Origin of the sequence: Streptomyces sp. NBC_01474 (assembly GCF_035918215.1) — a bacterium.
GTDB classification, from domain to species: domain Bacteria; phylum Actinomycetota; class Actinomycetes; order Streptomycetales; family Streptomycetaceae; genus Streptomyces; species Streptomyces aureus.
Genome location: NZ_CP109449.1, coordinates 3,973,257 through 3,990,293, shown reverse-complemented (window position 1 = coordinate 3,990,293; position 17,037 = coordinate 3,973,257). Strand labels below are relative to the sequence as shown.

At 69.9% G+C, this 17,037-nt stretch carries 13 protein-coding genes; 6 read left to right on the top strand and 7 right to left on the bottom strand.

The genetic code is table 11. The features are described from left to right. Positions 1-43: 43 nt before the first annotated feature. Positions 44-919 (top strand): LLM class flavin-dependent oxidoreductase, encoded by an 876-nt coding sequence (locus OG758_RS18295; protein ID WP_326710992.1) that lies wholly within the window; start codon positions 44-46, stop codon positions 917-919. A gap of 15 nt (positions 920-934) precedes the next feature. On the opposite strand, the gene qcrB is transcribed toward OG758_RS18295, so the two are convergent. The 4 genes from qcrB to OG758_RS18275 form a co-directional block, all read right to left on the bottom strand. After that, positions 935-2,578 carry a cytochrome bc1 complex cytochrome b subunit gene (qcrB, locus tag OG758_RS18290; RefSeq protein WP_326710991.1) on the bottom strand — a complete coding sequence of 548 codons (1,644 nt, stop codon included), beginning with the start codon at positions 2,576-2,578 and terminating at the stop codon, positions 935-937. 122 nt (positions 2,579-2,700) lie between these two features. Further along, positions 2,701-3,621, bottom strand: coding sequence for a hypothetical protein (locus tag OG758_RS18285; RefSeq protein ID WP_326710990.1), 921 nt, complete (start codon positions 3,619-3,621; stop codon positions 2,701-2,703). A 76-nt stretch (positions 3,622-3,697) separates the two neighbouring features. Beyond that, entirely contained in the window at positions 3,698-5,164 is a 1,467-nt protein-coding gene (locus OG758_RS18280) for an APC family permease (protein ID WP_326710989.1), read from the bottom strand. A 357-nt stretch (positions 5,165-5,521) separates the two neighbouring features. Beyond that, positions 5,522-6,130, bottom strand: a complete 609-nt coding sequence (locus OG758_RS18275; RefSeq protein WP_326710988.1) for a YceI family protein — start codon at positions 6,128-6,130, stop codon at positions 5,522-5,524. Positions 6,131-6,372: 242 nt separating this feature from the next. Between OG758_RS18275 and OG758_RS18270 the strand changes: the two genes are divergently transcribed. The 5 genes from OG758_RS18270 (at position 6,373) to OG758_RS18250 (ending at position 15,249) form a co-directional block, all read left to right on the top strand. Then, a complete protein-coding gene (locus tag OG758_RS18270; RefSeq protein ID WP_326710987.1) occupies positions 6,373-6,882 on the top strand; it encodes a hypothetical protein in 510 nt (169 codons plus the stop codon). Between the two features lie 118 nt (positions 6,883-7,000). Beyond that, positions 7,001-10,840, top strand: a complete 3,840-nt coding sequence (locus tag OG758_RS18265) for an endo-alpha-N-acetylgalactosaminidase family protein (RefSeq protein ID WP_326710986.1) — start codon at positions 7,001-7,003, stop codon at positions 10,838-10,840. 93 nt (positions 10,841-10,933) lie between these two features. Continuing rightward, a complete protein-coding gene (locus tag OG758_RS18260; protein WP_326710985.1) occupies positions 10,934-13,276 on the top strand; it encodes a polysaccharide lyase 8 family protein in 2,343 nt (780 codons plus the stop codon). A gap of 154 nt (positions 13,277-13,430) precedes the next feature. After that, complete coding sequence (locus OG758_RS18255) at positions 13,431-15,032, top strand: acyl-CoA carboxylase subunit beta (RefSeq protein WP_116509487.1); 1,602 nt, start codon at positions 13,431-13,433, stop codon at positions 15,030-15,032. A 22-nt stretch (positions 15,033-15,054) separates the two neighbouring features. Next, positions 15,055-15,249 (top strand): acyl-CoA carboxylase epsilon subunit, encoded by a 195-nt coding sequence (locus OG758_RS18250; protein ID WP_116509484.1) that lies wholly within the window; start codon positions 15,055-15,057, stop codon positions 15,247-15,249. Positions 15,250-15,369: 120 nt separating this feature from the next. On the opposite strand, the gene OG758_RS18245 is transcribed toward OG758_RS18250, so the two are convergent. From OG758_RS18245 to OG758_RS18235, 3 genes are all read right to left on the bottom strand, one after another. After that, entirely contained in the window at positions 15,370-15,951 is a 582-nt protein-coding gene (locus OG758_RS18245) for a GTP-binding protein (RefSeq protein WP_054239772.1), read from the bottom strand. Then, complete coding sequence (locus OG758_RS18240; RefSeq protein ID WP_326710984.1) at positions 15,932-16,522, bottom strand: DUF742 domain-containing protein; 591 nt, start codon at positions 16,520-16,522, stop codon at positions 15,932-15,934. The genes OG758_RS18245 and OG758_RS18240 overlap by 20 nt, the downstream gene beginning before the upstream one ends. A 93-nt stretch (positions 16,523-16,615) precedes the next feature. Further along, positions 16,616-17,029: a roadblock/LC7 domain-containing protein gene (locus OG758_RS18235; RefSeq protein ID WP_100595178.1), complete on the bottom strand. Its 414-nt coding sequence runs from the start codon at positions 17,027-17,029 to the stop codon at positions 16,616-16,618. Between the last annotated feature and the right edge of the window lie 8 nt (positions 17,030-17,037).

Below are 17,037 nucleotides of genomic sequence, written 5' to 3'. Positions count from 1 at the left end.
GCAGCGATATTCCACATGCCCCCTTCCGAAGGAGTTCCACCCCATGCGTACCGCGCGCACCCCGCGTATCGGCCTCGGCCTGCCCGTCGACGACCCCGCCGTCCTGCTCGACTGGGCCCGTCGCGCCGACGCGACCCCCTTCTCCACGCTCGGCCTCCTCGACCGGCTCGTGTACGACAACCCCGAGCCCCTGATCACCCTCGCCGCACTCGCCGGAGCCACCTCCCGCGTCCGCGTCCAGACCGAGGTCCTGCTGGCCCCGCACCACGGCACCGCCCTGCTCGCCAAGCAGACCGCGACGCTCGACCGGATGTCCGGCGGCCGCTTCACGCTCGGCATCGGCGTCGGCGGCCGCGCAGACGACTGCCGTGCCGCGGGCATCGACATCCGCCGCCGCGGCCGCCGCCTCGACGAGCAGATGGAGACCCTGCGCCGCATCTGGGCGGGCCACCCTTACGACGACGCCGAGGGTGTCGGCCCGGTCGGCCCGGCCCCCGTCACCCCCGGCGGCCCCGAGGTCCTGTTCGGGGGCTTCGCACCGGCGGCCCTCGCCCGCGTGGCCCGCTTCGGCGACGGCTTCCTCGGCGCCGCTCTGCCTCCGCAGTGGATGGACCCGATGTTCCGCGACGTGGAGCGGCTGTGGGACGAGCACGGCCGCCCCGGCCGCCCGCGCCTGGTCGCCCAGGTCAATGTGGCGCTCGGCCCGGACGACCTGATCGCCCGCGCCCGCGACGCGATCACCGCGTACTACGGCTTCGAACCGCGCGCCGCGGGATCCGCCGAGCGGATGCTCGCCACGCCCGCGCAGATCCGCGAGGCCGTCGCCGGCTTCACGGACATCGGCGCGGACGAGGTGATGCTCTACTGCTGGGGCACCGACCCCGACCAGGTCGACCGCCTGGCCGACGCGTTGTTCTGACGCCGCTGTCGCGCCTCACCGGTGCTCGCGCCGCGCCTCCTCGTACTCCCGCGCGGTCGGCTTCGGCACCTGCGCGCCCTCTCCTTGGAGGGCGCGCGAGAGGCGCACCCGTAGCCGCTCGGCCCGGGGTGTGCGCCGCTGCACGCCGTTCACGTCGGTCTCCGGCCCGCTCTCCAGGGCCGGGGGCTGCTCGTGCGCGGTCAGGGTGTGCAGCTCGGCCTGGGTGAGCGGCTCGTGGATCTCGACGTACTCGCCGTGCGGAAGGCGCTTGATACGGCCCGACTCCCGTCCGTGCAGCACCAGTTCGCGGTCCCGGCGCTGGAGCCCGAGGCAGATCCGCCGCGTGACGACGAAGGTGATCACCGGGCCCACGACGAGCGCGACGCGCACGAACCAGGTGACCGCGTTCAGCGACACATGGAAGCGCGTGGCCCAGATGTCGTTGCCGCCGCCCACCAGGGCCACGAGGAAGAACGTCAGCCAGGCCACCCCGAGTCCTGTGCGCACCGGCCGGTTGCGCGGCCGGTCCAGGAGGTGGTGCTCGCGCCGGTCGCCCGTGACCCAGGCCTCCAGAAACGGATACACGCCGATCACGACGAGCACCGCGGGGAAGACGACCAGCGGGACGAGCACACCGAGGGCCAGCGTGTGTCCCCACAGCGTGATCTCCCAGCCCGGCATCACCCGCAGCAGCCCCTCCGCGAACCCCAGGTACCAGTCGGGCTGCGCCCCCGTGGACACCTGGTCGACGCGGTAAGGCCCGTAGTTCCAGACAGGGTTGACGGACGCGACGGCCGCGAGGAACGCGACGACGCCGAACACCAGGAAGAAGAAGCCGCCGGCCTTGGCGAGGTAGACGGGGAAGAAGGGTGCCCCCACGACATTGCGCTCGGTCTTTCCCGGCCCCGGGAACTGGGTGTGCTTGTGATGGACGACCAGGATCAGATGGGTCACCACGAGCGCCGCCATGATGCCGGGGAACAGCAGCACGTGCACCGAGTAGAACCGCCCCACGATGTCGTGCCCGGGGAACTCCCCGCCGAAGAGGAACATCGACAGGTACGTCCCGACGATGGGCACCGACAGGATCGCCCCGTCGAGGAAGCGCATACCCGTACCGGAGAGCAGGTCGTCCGGCAGCGAGTACCCCAACAGGCCCTCGAACAGGCCGAGCAGGAGCAGCGTCCAGCCGAACACCCAGTTCAGCTCGCGCGGTTTGCGGAACGAGCCCGTGAAGAAGTGCCGCATCATGTGGAGGAGCATCGCCGCGACGAAGATCAGCGCGGCCCAGTGGTGGATCTGCCGGATCAGCAGTCCGCCCCGGACGTCGAAGCTGATGTCGAGCGTGGAGGCGTACGCCTCGGACATCCGGATCCCGTTCAGCGGGACGTAACTGCCGTGGTACTCCACCTCGTTCATCGACGGGTGGAAGAACAGGGTGAGATAGACCCCGGTGAGGACCAGGATCACGAACGTGTAGAGGCAGACCTCGCCGAGCAGGAAGGACCAGTGGTCCGGGAAGACCTTGCGCAGGTACTTCCTGGACAGGGTGTGCAGGCCGAGGCGGCCGTCCGCCCAGTCCGCGAGCCGCTCACCTGCCGGTGCCGGCCCTCTCTCCCGCGCCGTCCCCGTGCTGCCTTCCGCGGCCCTCTCGGACATCAGGCTCGCTCCTCCCCTGGGCGCTCACCGCATGGGTGCTCGCCACTTGGACGGAAGGAACGGGCCGGAATGTGACATCACGGAGGCGCCAGGTGACCCATGTCACATGTGCGTAGGTCCGGTCAGCCCAGAAGCTTCGACTGCCAGCGCGTGAAGATCTCCTCCGGGGTGCCGTGGCACGACCACGGGACACGGGTCGCGTGCCCGTCGAGAAGCCGGAAGAGGTGCGCGGCCTCGCCGGTCAGGTCGGCGTAACAGGACGCGTGCGCAAGGGTGTTGAGATCCGCGATGTCCTGCGCGTATGTGTACTGCCGCTGCGCGATCCACAGGTGCCAGGTGCGCCGGGCCTGCGACGCGCTGTTCTCGTTGTTCCAGAACTGGAGCAGGCCGATCGCCTGGGAGCCCTCGCGCTCGACGCGGTAGCGGTACTCCTCGACCCGGGCGACCTGCGGCAGCACGGCGAGCGGCGATCCGGGCGGGAGGGTCGCCGTCACGTCCTGCGCGAAGTTGTACATGACGCCGTGCGAGCCGTGCCAGCGCGCCGAAAGGTGGCGCAGCACCTGGTGGTTGCCCTCGCGGTTGTACGGGTCGCGCTGGTGCAGCTCCTTCCACCAGAGCTCCATGGACGGGTGCCCGCCGGGGAACAGGCGGGCGACCGTCAGGAGCGAGACCCAGGGCACCGGATCCGCGGGAAACGCCTCGGCCGCCCGCAGCGAGGTGCGCACGGCCCGCTCCAGCTGGTCCGGGTCGACCGCGCTCCCCGGGCCGGCCGCCAGCGCCAGGTTGAACGCCCGCATCACCTCGGTCTCGGCCCGCAGGACCAGCGCGTCGGCGTTCCGCGGCTGCGACTCGTGCCAGGACTCGGCGACGGACGTGCCCGCGGTGGACTGGGCGAGCAGACGCATCCGGAACGTCCGCCGGTCCCAGTCGGAGCCGGCCGCCGCGCACAGCTCGGGCAGTCCTTGCCAGCGACCGATCGTGATGTCCGCGCGGGCCTCCGCCAGGGCCCGGTCGCCGTTCGTGGGATCGAAACGGACGGTCATCGGCGTCCTCGCCAGTCAGTAGTCGGTGGTGGTCCTGGGTGCGGTCGGCCGGTCCGCCGGCGGAGGTGGATGCTGCTCAGAAGTCCGTGGACAGGGTGTCACCGGACGATGCCGCGTACACCGGCGCCTGGTGCCCGTACTCGGCGTGCACCTGCTCCGAGCGCGCCGCGTCCAGACGGGCGGGCCGGTAGTAGGCGGAACCCTTGGCGCGGTACCAGAGCATCGGGACGAGACCCACGGCGATGCCGCCGACGCCGATCGAGACGGCCGTGCCCGACAGGCTGCCGAGGGACTCGACGAACACCCAGATCATGAAGAGCGAGCCGGTCAGCGGCCACAGACCGCCGAAGAAGAAATTGGCCGCCGACTTGAACAGCAGCTTGCGGTACGCCACGACGACGGCGAGGCCCGCGAGGCCGTAGTAGACCGCGATCTGCAGTCCGATCGCGGCGACGGCGTCCTCCAGGACGGCCGAGACCGAACCGAGCGCGGTCGACGCCACGAAGAGGGCGAGGGCGACGACACCGACGACGACGATCGCGACCCACGGCGTCTGCCAGCGCGGGTGCGACCTGCCGAGGGCGGAGGGCAGTGTCCGGTCCCGGCCCATGGAGAAGAGGGAGCGCGTCACCTGGATCAGGGTGGTCTCCAGGGTGGCGATGGTGGACAGCATCACCGCGACGATCAGCAACTCGCCGCCGGGGCCCGGCAGTACGCGCTCGCCGAGCAGCCCCATGATGTTGTCGCTCGTCGCGATCTCCTTGGGCGTGAGCAGCATGTTGGTGGTGATCGTGAAGACCTCGAAGAGGACGAACACGATGCCGACGCCGATCAGCCCGGCGAGCCCCGAGGTCTTCCGGCTGTTACGGGTCTCCTCGCTGAGGTTGCTGGTGACGTCCCAGCCCCAGTAGTAGAACGCGGCGATCAGTGCGCCCGCGGCGAACCCGGACGCTCCGTCGAAGTGTCCGAACCCCAGCCAGGACCAGGAGAATTCGTTGACCCGCTTGTCGCTGAACACCGCGGCGACGGCCACCGCGAGCAGGATGACCAGCTCGATCCCGGACATCAGGAGCTGGGCGTGGACGGTCAGTTTGGCGCCCATGAGCACGACGACCAGCATGGCCAGGAACCAGACCGCGCCCACGGCCGCGGCGAGCGCGGTGTTGTCGGCGTGGGCGGGGGCGACGAGTTCGAGCGTCATGGCGCCGGCTGGGAGCGAGCCCGCGACCATGAAGATGGTCGCCGAGATCACCAGGGACCAGCCGCTGATGAAGCCGAGGAAGGGGTGCAGGGCGCGGCCGACCCAGGAGTAGCTGGCGCCCGCGTTCACGTCGAGGCGCCCCAGGTAGGTGAAGGCCCAGGCGATGCCGAGCATGGGTATCGCGCAGTAGAGGAGCGCGGCCGGTGCGGCGAGGCCCACCGTGCCGATCAGCACGGCGGTGGTGGCGGCGATCGAGTAGGCGGGCGCGCTGCCCGCCACGGCCATCACGATGCTGTCGGAGGTGCCGAGGGCATTGGCCTGAAGCCCTCTGTTCGTGCTCATGGGATCGGTGGCGCCTTTCGGGGAACGGCAGAAGGCCTTCCCTGCGGCGCCACCGGGGCGCGACGGGGAGGGGGGAGACCTCTGGGGGCGAGCGGAGTCGATTCGAGCGGAGTCGATCGCTCGCCAGTCGCACGCAGCGTAGCGCCGTGTGATGCCCAAGTGAAGGGAGAGTAATGAGTCGTCTCAAGTGGCGGGATTACCGGAAGGTAGCCTTCAATTTCCGCTGCTGCGGCCCGTGTTGTCGCTCGCGCATACCCCCGTGTACGACGAGAGCCCGCCCTTCGTCCGCGGGGGACGGGAAGGACGGGCGCGCTCGTGGTGCGGGGAGCCGCGAGGGGCGGGCTCACGGCGTCGGCGTCAGGCGGCGTTCTTGATCGCCGAGATGTCGAAGGTCAGCTTGATCTTGTCCGAGACGAGGACGCCGCCGGTCTCCAGGGCCGCGTTCCAGGTCAGGCCCCACTCGGAGCGCAGGATCTCGGACTTGCCCTCGAAGCCGACGCGCTCGTTGCCGAACGGGTCCGTGGCCGCGCCGTTGAACTCGAGGTCGATCGTGAGGGGCTTCGTGGTGCCCAGGATCGTGAGCTCGCCGGTCATCCGGTAGTCGTCGCCGCCCAGGGACTCGGCGGAGGTGGAGCGGAACGTCATCGTCGGGAACTCGTCCGTCTTGAAGAAGTCGGAGCTCTTCAAGTGGGTGTCACGGTCGGCGGAGCCGGTGTCGATGCTGTTCATCGTGACGTCGATCGACGCGGTGGACTTCGACGGGTCCGCGCCGTCCAGGTGCAGGGTGCCCGACGACTGGGTGAAAGAGCCCTTGACGTTGGTGACCATGGCGTGGCGGGCCACGAAGCCGATCGTGGTGTGCGCCGGGTCGATGGTGTAGTCGCCGGTCAGGGCGGCGAGGTCGGGGTTGACCGCGCCGGTGGCGGCGGGCGTGGCGTCGTCGTTCTTGCGGCTGAAGAGGCCCATGACTGCTCCTTGGGGACGGGGCGTGGCGGGGGAGTCCGTTGAATGTTTAATGTTCAACGAGACCGACTGTAGCGCCGTTCTGTTCAACTTTCAACATCCAACACCTGGTGTCGCCTCGATTACACCGCGTCGCCATCCGACGCGCTCTGGCGGACGCGCGTAGAACTCGGGCACTATCTCCTTGCTCCACCTGCACAGCCGTCTCACAGCCAGCACGGACCAGCAGGAAGGACTTCCTCCCCATGAGAATCCGCTCGGTCGTGAGCGCCCTCGCGCTCGTACTCGGCGCCCTCTTCGCCCCCGGCTTCGGTGTGTTCAGCTCCGCCACCGACGCCCAGGCCGCCACCAAGATCAGCCACGCCACCGCGACCTCCATGTTCAGCCAGGTCGGCATCACCTGGTCGTCCTCCGGCGGCTGCTCCGACCGCAACAACTCCACCTGTACGTCCTTCGACCAGCTCAACCTCGCCACCGCCCAGGGCGCCCAGACCCTCAAGCGCGCCACCGGCTGCGCGCTGAACATCACCGGCGGCACCGAGACCGGTCACGCGAGCGGCACCTACTCGCACTGGAACGGCTACAAGCTCGACTACGGCAAGAACACCTGTGTCACGAACTACATCAAGAACACGTTCACGTACATCGGCCTGCGCGGCGACGGAGCCCCGCAGTACCAGTCGGGCTCCGGCAACATCTACGCCGACGAGGGCAACCACTGGGACGTCCTGTACTACAACTGCGGCGGCTGCTGACCGAACCGGCGCCCGCGCACGGTGACTTGGACTTCCGGGCGGTGGTTGTTGGACTGCCGCCGCCCGGAAGCGCCGAGTCCGTTGACCGGCCGCGCCCGCGCCGGATACCCAGTCCCCTATGTCACGAAGATCTCGCGCCGCCTGCGCCGTCGCGGTCGCCGCCGCATCGTCCGCCGTGTTCGCCCTCACGGGCCCCGTACTGCCGGCCGCCGCCGACCCCGCGCCCGCCGTGGCGCAGGCCGTCATCGGATCCGCGCAGCTGTCCGTCGCCGTCGCCGACGACTTCCCGCGCGTCCTCGCGTACACCGACCGCGCCTCCGGGGCCGAGCTTCTCGGCAGTACGAACCCGGTGGACAAGGTCACCCTGAACGGCAAGGCGTACGCGGTCGCCGTGAAGGGCGCCCCGGTCCTCACCGGGTCCAAGGCCTCGTACACGCTGACCTTCCCGGACCTCGCCGGCGTCGAGATCGACGCCTCGCTGAGTGTCAGCGGGCGCGCGACGACCTTCAAGGTGACCGCCGTGCGCGACACCGCGGACTTCCGGGTCGGCACGATCGACATACCCGGGCACGACCTCGTCTCCGTGGGCAGTGCGGACGGTGGCGCCGAGACCGCGTTCACGACGCTGGACAACGACTCGACACGGACCGCCGACGTCTTCGGCAAGGTCGCGGCGGACACCCCGGCCGACGCCTCGCCTGTCGGCGCCTCCTACGCCATCGTCAACACGGGGCGGCTCGCCGCCGCCGTCGAGTCCAACTCCACGTACGACAAGCCGAGCGGCAAGACCGGCGGCGACGACGCCCGCTTCTGGCACCAGGCGCGCAAGTCGGCCGACGGCTCCACCCGCGTCGGCGTCTGGTCGGGCCAGTGGACCTACCGCGGCGAAGGAGCTCCGGCACCGGACAAGGACCTGCCGTGGGCCAAGGTCGTCGTCACTCCGGACGCCAACGGCGACGGCAAGGTCGACTGGCAGGACGGTGCGGTCGCCTTCCACTCGATCGGCGTGAAGGCGAAGGGCAGCGACGGCACCCCCGAGCGGGTCATCACGCACATCCCGTTCAACTTCGCCAGCCAGGCCACGCACCCCTTCCTGCGCACGCTCGACGACGTCAAGCGGATCTCGCTCGCGACCGACAACCTCGGCCAGTTCGCCCTGCTCAAGGGCTACGCCTCCGAGGGTCACGACTCCGCGCACCCCGACTACGGCGGCAACATCAACAAGCGTGCCGGCGGCCTGAAGGACCTCAACAAGCTGCTCAAGGGCGGCAAGAAGTTCGGCACCAGCTTCGGCGTGCACGTGAACGCCACCGAGGCGTACCCCGTCGCCAAGCACTTCACCGGCGACCTCGTCGACCCCAAGGCCCCGGGCTGGAACTGGCTCGACCAGAGCTACTACATCGACCAGCGCCGCGACATCAACAGCGGAGACCTCGCCGCCCGGTTCAAGCAGCTGCGCGAGGAGACCGACCCGAACCTCACGACGATCTACCTCGACGTCTACTACACGCACGGCTGGATCGCGGAGAAGACCGCCGAGGCCGTCCGCGCCCAGGGCTGGAGCCTGGCCTCCGAGTGGGCCGACAAGTTCGAGCGAGAGTCGCTGTGGTCGCACTGGGCCAACGACCTCGACTACGGGCCCAAGACCGACAAGGGCCTCAACTCGAAGATCATCCGCTTCATCCGCAACGGCGAGAAGGACGTCTGGAACAGCGACCCGGTCCTCGGCCAGAGCGCCATCGACGAGTTCGAGGGCTGGACCGGCGAGAACGACTGGAACGCCTTCTACGACAACGTCTGGCAGCGTGACCTGCCCGCCAAGTTCCTCCAGCACCAGCAGATCACCCGCTGGGACGGCAACGACATCACCTTCACCGGCGGGCTCCGCGGCACCGTCGAGGACGGCCGGCGCACCTTCTACGACCACGGCAGAAAGGTCCTCGACGGGACGGCCTATCTGCTCCCGTGGGACGGCGGCAAGAAGCTGTACCACTACAACAAGGACGGCGGTACGACGAGCTGGGCCGTGCCCGGATCCACGTACACCGTCTACCGGCTCACCGACAACGGCCGCGTGAAGACCGGCACCGTGCGGGCCTCCGGCGGCAAGGTCACGCTGAAGGCCGACGCCGGGCAGCCGTACGTGCTCTACCCCGCGGACAAGACGCCGCGCGCGGTCGACCCGGCCTGGGGCGAGGGCACGCACATCAAGGACCCCGGCTTCAACGACGCCCGCCTCGCCGCCTGGGACAAGGACGGCACGGTCGGGCGCGACACCGACGACCACGGCCGCAACAGCGCCGCCCTGAGCGGGAGCGGCACCGCCGCGATCGAGCAGCGGGTGAGCGGACTCGATGCGGGCAAGCGCTACACCGCCTCCGCCTGGGTAGAGGTCGAACCCGGCACGTCCCGCCGCACGACGCTCAGTGCGGGCGGCAAGTCGGTGGCCGTCGAGCGCTCCACGCTGCAGAACAGCGTCGCCTCCAGTGACTGGGGCGGCACCTACATGCAGCGCGTGAAGGCCACCTTCACGGCGCCCGCGAACGGCCGCACCACGCTGCGGATCGAGGCCGCCAAGGGCTCGTCCGCGAAGGTCCGCATCGACGACGTACGTCTGGTGAGCAACGCCCCGTCGACACAGTCCGGCACCGTCGTACGGGAGGACTTCGAGGGCGTCGACCAGGGCTGGGGCCCCTTCGACAAGGGTGACGCCGGCGGCGTCACGGATCCGCGCACGCACATCGCGCAGAAGAACGCCCCGTACACCCAGTCCGGCTGGAACGGGAAGCTCATCGACGACGTCATCGGCGGCGGCGAGTCCCTGAAGTCCCACGAGGAGAACGCCGGCGTCGTCTACCGCACCTCCCCGGCCGAGGTGCCGATGGCGGACGGGCACGCCTACAAGGTCGCGTTCGACTACCAGTCCAGCCACGCGGGCGCCTACCAGTGGGTGAGCGGCTACGACCGCATCGCCGCCGACGGCACCCCCGACCAGGTCGAGACCGCGAGCACCCCGATCGGGCAGCAGCGCACCACGGGCCACTACGAGGGCACCGTCACGGCCGGTTGCGGTGACACCTGGACCGGCCTGCGCAAGCTCGAAGGGGCCCCGGACGGCGCCGACTTCGTCCTCGACGACTTCACCGTCACCGACCTCGGCCCGGCCGGGGAGAAGGCGGCCTGCGGCACCCTCGCCCTGAAGTCGGACGAGACGCTGGAGCCCGGCCGGAAGAACAAGGTCGAGGCCACCTTCACCAACTACGAGGCGAGCGAGATCAAGGGCGCGTCCCTCTCGCTCGACCTTCCCGAGGGCTGGCAGGCCGAGCCCGCGGGCCCGGTCGCGCTCGACCCGGTCGCGCCCGGCGCCAAGGCGACGGCCACCTGGCAGGTCACCCCGCCGGTCGACGCCAAGTACCAGCCGTACCAGCTGAGTTCGAAGGCGACGTACACCGTCGGGGACAGCACGCGGAAGCTGACCGCGGGCGCCACCGTGCGCACGCTCCCGCCGCCGCCCACCGCGGACGCCTACGCCAGTGACCTGGACTGGACGGCCATGGACAACGGCTGGGGTCCGGCGGAGAGGGACATGGAGAACGGGGAGACCGGCGCCGGCGACGGCAAGCCGCTGACCGTCAACGGCACCGTCTACGCCAAGGGCCTCGGCACCGCGTCCCCCGGGAAGATCCGCTACTACCTGGGCGGCCGCTGCACCTCGTTCACCGCCGAGGTCGGCCAGGACGACTCGCAGGGGACGCGTGGCAGCGTGCAGTTCTCCGTCGAGTCGGACGGCATCCAGAAGGTCCAGTCGCCGGTCCTCAAGGCCGCCGACGGCGCCTGGTCGCTGACCGCGGACGTGACCGGCGCGAAGTACGTCGACCTGATCACGGGCGACGGCGGCGACGGGCCGGGCAACGACCACGCCGACTGGGGCAACGCCCGCTTCCACTGCGGTAGTTGATCCCGCTACGCCCCGGGGCCCCGTTCCCAGCGGCGGGGCCCCTTCCGCGCACACCGTAGACAGCGCTTTCTACGACTGATTAGGTGCAACGCCATGACACCCACGCGCCGCACGTTCCTCATCGCGTCAACTCTCCTGACAGGGACGGCTCTTGCTCCGCCCGCCCATGCCGCCGACGCTTCGGACGCCTCCGACGACGAGTTCGACACCCTGCGCAAGCGATGGCTGGAGATCTCCCTCGGCACCGGCTACGACGCCACCGCCGAGCCCTACGCCTCGCGCCTGAAGGAACTCGGAGAACTCGCCCGCGGCTTCAGAGCGACGATGGCCCCGACCGCCACGTCCCTCTGGCCCGGCTACCCCTTCGACCCGCCGGCCGGCATCACCCAGGCCTACAACCGCCTGTGGACGATGACCCAGGCCTACGCCCAGGAGGGCACGGGATCCACCGGCGACGCGGGCCTCCTCGCCGACATCGTCAAGGGCCTCGACCACCTCGCCGCGACCGTCTACAACGCGACCACCACGCGATACGGGAACTGGTGGGAGTGGCAGATCGGCAGCCCCCGCCTCCTGATGGACATCGTCGCCGTCCTCTACGAGCACCTCACGCAGGACCGGCGCGACGCCGCCTTCGCCGCCGTCGACCACTTCATCCCCGACGCGGTCCTGCGCGACTACTCGGGCACCTCCACCGGCGCCAACCGCGTCGACCTGTGCCGCTCCGTCGCCCTGCGCGGCATCCTCGGCAGGAACGCCGACAAGACGGCGCTGGCCCGCGACGCCCTCTCGCCCGTCTTCCCCTACGTCACCAAGGGGGACGGCCTCTACGCCGACGGCTCGTTCATCCAGCACACGTACATCGCCTACTCGGGCACCTACGGACAGGTCATGCTCGACGGGCTCGGCAGGCTCTTCGCGCTGCTCGCCGGGTCCACGTGGGCCGTCACCGACCCGAACCGGCAGATCATCCTCGACAGCGTCGAGCACGCCTACGCCCCGCTCCTGTTCGACGGCCTGATGATGGACAGCGTCAACGGCCGTGCCATCAGCCGCGGTTACCTCAACAGCGACGACCTCAAGGTCATGCGCAGCGACCACTTCCACGGCCAGGGCCTGATCGCCGCCATGGCGCAGCTCGCCGCCGGCGCGAGCGCGGCCGAGCGCGAGCGCTGGCACGGGCGGATCAAGGGCTGGATCGAGCGGGACACGGTCACGCCCCTGCTGACCGCCAGGCAGTTCGGGGTCGCCGACCTGTCCCGGCTGCACGCCGTCGCGGACTCCGCCGTCGCGGCCGCGCCCGAGCCCGTAGGGCACCAGCTGTTCGCCGCCATGGACCGCGCCGTGCACAAGCGCCCCGGCTTCGCCGCGAACATCTCCATGTCCTCGGACCGGATCGCGTACTACGAGTGCGGCAACGGCGAGAATCCGCGCGGCTGGCACACGGGCGCCGGCATGCTCTCCTGGTGGGCAGCCGGGAAGCGCAGCGATCAATACACAGACTGGTTCTGGCCGACCGTCGACTTCTACCGGCTGCCCGGCACGACCGTCTCCACCAAGCGCCTCGCCGACAGGGCCGGCGGCGAGTGGGGCGCGGCCCGGCCCGACGTGAAGTGGGTCGGCGGCGCCACCGACGGCGAGTTCGCCGCGGTCGGACAGCACGTCAAGGGCCTCGGCTCGACGCTCCAGGCCCGCAAGTCGTGGTTCTGCCTCGCCGACACCGTCGTGTGCCTGGGCGCGGGGATCACGGCGGCCGACGGTGTCCCCGTGGAGACCGTCGTCGACAACCGCAACCTCGGCGAGGGCGGCACCCAGACCTTCACCGTCGACGGCGCCGCCCGCGCCCGCTGGGCCCACCTGGAGGGCCACGGCGGCTGGGTCTTCCCCGGCGGCGCCCCGCTGCGCCACCTGCGTGAGGACCGCACCGGCGCCTGGTCCGACATCAACACCACCAGCTCCACCGAGCGCCGCACCCGCCGCTGGCAGACGCTCTGGCTCGACCACGGCACGGACCCCACCGACGCCGCGTACGCCTATCTGCTGATGCCGGGCGCCTCGAAGCACGACCTCGCGCGGCGCGCGGGCGACCGCCACTGGCTGTCGGTCCTCGCCAACACGGCCGCCGTCCAGGCCGTCGCCGTGCCCTCCCTCGGCGTGAGCGCGGCGAACTTCTGGCAGGTTGGCAGCGCGGGGGAGCTCACGGTGTCGGCTCCCGCAAGTGTCCTCCTGCGCAGGCAGGGACGCACCGCGACGCTGACCGTCAGCGAACCGCCGCGCACGGGTGAGCCCGTGGACATCACCTGGGACCGGCCCGTGCGCCGCGTCGTCAGCCACGACCCCTCGGTCGAAGTGCTCGCCACGGGCCGTAGGCTGCGGCTGCGCGTCACTCCGGGGGCGGCATGTGTGAGCCATCGGTGTGAGGTGACTCTCAGCTGAGCCATTTGTGTGACCCCTACAAGGCAGCGGGGCCCTGAGCAGTCACTTCGCCTGCATGGCGACGGCGTTCTGTTCGGGGGTACCAGGAAAACGGGCCGGAGACTGTACGGAGTCGACGGCCCGTTTTGCTTGGTCGCCTTCGTAAGGTCGCTACATGACCGTTTTGGACGACACCGCCTCAGCCGGTTCCGCCGGGGATGAGCCCACCGACGCGCGCGGACGCGTCGCCGAGCTGCACGCGATCCGTGAGGAGGCGCTGCGCGGGCCCAGTGACAAGGCGACCGAGGCTCAGCACGCGAAGGGCAAGCTGACCGCACGTGAGCGGATCGAGCTGCTGCTCGACGCGGGATCGTTCAACGAGGTCGAGCAGCTGCGCCGGCACCGGGCGACCGGCTTCGGCCTGGAGGCCAAGAAGCCCTACACCGACGGTGTCATCACCGGCTGGGGCACGGTCGAGGGCCGCACGGTCTTCGTCTACGCGCACGACTTCCGCATCTTCGGCGGCGCCCTGGGCGAGGCCCACGCCACCAAGATCCACAAGATCATGGACATGGCCATCGCGGCCGGTGCCCCGCTGGTCTCCCTGAACGACGGCGCGGGCGCCCGTATCCAGGAGGGCGTCTCCGCTCTCGCCGGCTACGGCGGCATCTTCCAGCGCAACACCAAGGCGTCCGGCGTCATCCCGCAGATCAGCGTGATGCTCGGCCCGTGCGCCGGCGGCGCGGCCTACAGCCCCGCCCTCACCGACTTCGTCTTCATGGTCCGCGAGACCTCGCAGATGTTCATCACCGGACCTGACGTCGTCAAGGCGGTCACCGGCGAGGAGATCACCCAGAACGGCCTCGGCGGCGCGGACGTGCACGCCGAGACCTCGGGCGTCTGCCACTTCGCGTACGACGACGAGGAGACCTGCATCGCCGAGGTCCGCTACCTCATCTCGATGCTGCCCTCCAACAACCGCGAGAACCCGCCGACCGTGGCCTCCGAGGACCCCGCCGAGCGCCGCTCGGACGTCCTGCTCGACCTGGTCCCGGCCGACGGCAACCGCCCGTACGACATGACCAAGGTCATCGAGGAGCTCGTCGACGACGGCGACTACCTCGAGATCCACGAGCGCTGGGCGCGCAACATCATCTGCGCCCTGGCCCGCCTGGACGGTCAGGTCGTCGGCATCGTCGCCAACCAGCCCTCGTCCCTCGCGGGCGTCCTGGACATCGAGGCCAGTGAAAAAGCTGCCCGCTTCGTCCAGATGTGCGACGCTTTCAATATTCCCATCGTGACCCTCCTGGACGTTCCCGGCTTCCTGCCCGGTGTCGACCAGGAGCACGGCGGGATCATTCGGCACGGCGCCAAGCTGCTGTACGCGTACTGCAACGCCACCGTGCCGCGGATCTCGCTCATCCTGCGCAAGGCGTACGGAGGTGCCTACATCGTCATGGACTCGCAGTCGATCGGCGCCGACCTCACCTACGCCTGGCCCACCAACGAGATCGCCGTGATGGGCGCAGAGGGTGCCGCCAACGTCATCTTCCGCCGTCAGATCGCCGAGGCCGAGGACCCCGAGGCCATGCGCACCCGCATGGTGAAGGAGTACAAGGCCGAGCTGATGCACCCGTACTACGCGGCCGAGCGGGGCCTGGTCGACGACGTCATCGACCCCGCCGAGACCCGCGAAGTGCTCATCCGCTCCCTCGCGATGCTGCGCACGAAGCACGCCGACCTGCCTTCGCGCAAGCACGGCAACCCCCCGCAGTAACCCCACAAGGAGATCACTGCATATGTCTGCACACGACATCCGCGTTGAGAAGGGCCATGCCGAGCCCGAGGAGGTCGCGGCCCTGACCGCGATCCTGCTGGCCCGTGCCGCAGCCGCACCGACCGACAGCCCCGCCCTGCGCGGCCGCGACAAGGCCGGCTGGCGCCGCCTGGAGCGCCAGCACGGCTTCCGTGCCCCGCACAGCTGGCAGGGCTAGGCAGCGGGCACATCCGGCCCGATGGGCCCGTCCGGCCTCACAGGACGAGCCCCCAGCGCGAAGAAGCCCCCGGGACCCTTTGGGTCCCGGGGGCTTCTCCATGACTGGAGGCGCCGCAGGCTAGCGGAGGCGGGCCATCAGCGCGTGTTCCACGAGCGTGATGAGCGCCGACTTCGCATCCGCGCGGTGGCGGGCGTCGGTCGTGATGATCGGGGTGTCCGGGCCGATCTGCAGCGCCTCACGGACCTCGTCCGGCTGGTACGGCTGGCTGCCGTCGAAGCCGTTGAGGGCGACGACGAAGGGCAGCCCGGAGTTCTCGAAGTAGTCGACGGCCGGGAAGCAGTCGGCGAGACGGCGGGTGTCGACGAGGACGATCGCGCCGATCGCGCCGCGGACCAGGTCGTCCCACATGAACCAGAAGCGGTCCTGACCGGGCGTACCGAAGAGGTACAGGATCAGGTCCTGGTCCAGGGTGATGCGGCCGAAGTCCATCGCCACCGTGGTGGTGGTCTTGTCCCCGGTGTGGGTGAGGTCGTCGATGCCCGCGGACGCGGACGTCATGACGGCCTCGGTGCGCAGAGGGTTGATCTCCGAGACGGCGCCCACGAAGGTCGTCTTGCCGACGCCGAAGCCGCCCGCCACCACGATCTTCGCGGACGTGGTGGAGCGGGAAGGCCCTCCGCTAGAGCTTGCGAAGTCCACTGAGCACCCTTTCGAGCAAAGTCACGTCTGGCTGGCCGCCGGCGTTCTCTTCGCCGCCGGGCTGATGAATGGCGACCAGGCCCGCCTCCGCCAAGTCGGCGACGAGGATCCTGGCCACACCGAGGGGGATGCTGAGCAGGGCCGAGACTTCGGCCACTGACTTGATCTCTCGGCAGAGGGTGCAGATCCGCTGGTGCTCGGGCAACTGGCCCTGCAACTGGTGCGGCTGCGCGGTGGTGTGCACCAGCGCCTCGATGGCGAGCTGGTAGCGCGGCCTGGTGCGGCCACCCGTCATGGCGTAGGGACGCACCAGGGGGTTGTTGGCAGCCGGCGCAGGGGTGTCGGGACGCCGCTGCGGCTGCACGGGCTGGATGCGCGGTGCCGACGGCTGGTCGTACGGCCCCGGCTGCCGCGGCTGCGGCGGGTGCGGGGGTGCGTACGGCTGACGCCGGTGGCTCGGCGCGGAGGGGAAGTTGTACCGGTTCGGCGCGTCACCCTGTCCCTGACCCTGGCCAGGGCCGTAGGACCAGTTCGCCGATGAACCGCTCGGGGGTGTTGCAGAACCAGCCACGCTTTCCTCCTCCAACTGTGCCGGGCACCATCACCGTGGAGCCGCGTCCCGAAACCTTACGGCCACGGGACGCGAAATCGCACCGTCTGTCTGTCAGTTGAGAAGGCTCCCCTGAAGCTCGGCCCGCAGGTCGGGAGTGAGAACCGTCCCCGCGCGGTCGACAAGAAGTGCCATCTCGTACCCGACGAGGCCAATGTCCGCCTCCGGGTGTGCGAGGACAGCGAGAGAAGAGCCGTCGGAGATGGACATAAGGAAGAGGAATCCTCGCTCCATCTCCACAACTGTCTGATTCACGCTGCCGCCCTCGAAGATGCGGGACGCGCCCGCGGTCAGCGAGGTAAGACCCGACGCGACGGCCGCCAGCTGGTCGGCACGGTCACGCGGGAACCCTTCGGACATCGCCAGAAGGAGTCCGTCGGCGGAGACCACCACCGTGTGGGACACCCCAGGGGTGTTGTCCACGAAGTTGGTGATCAACCAGTTCAGGTTCTGTGCCGCCTGGCTCATCGGGCTCA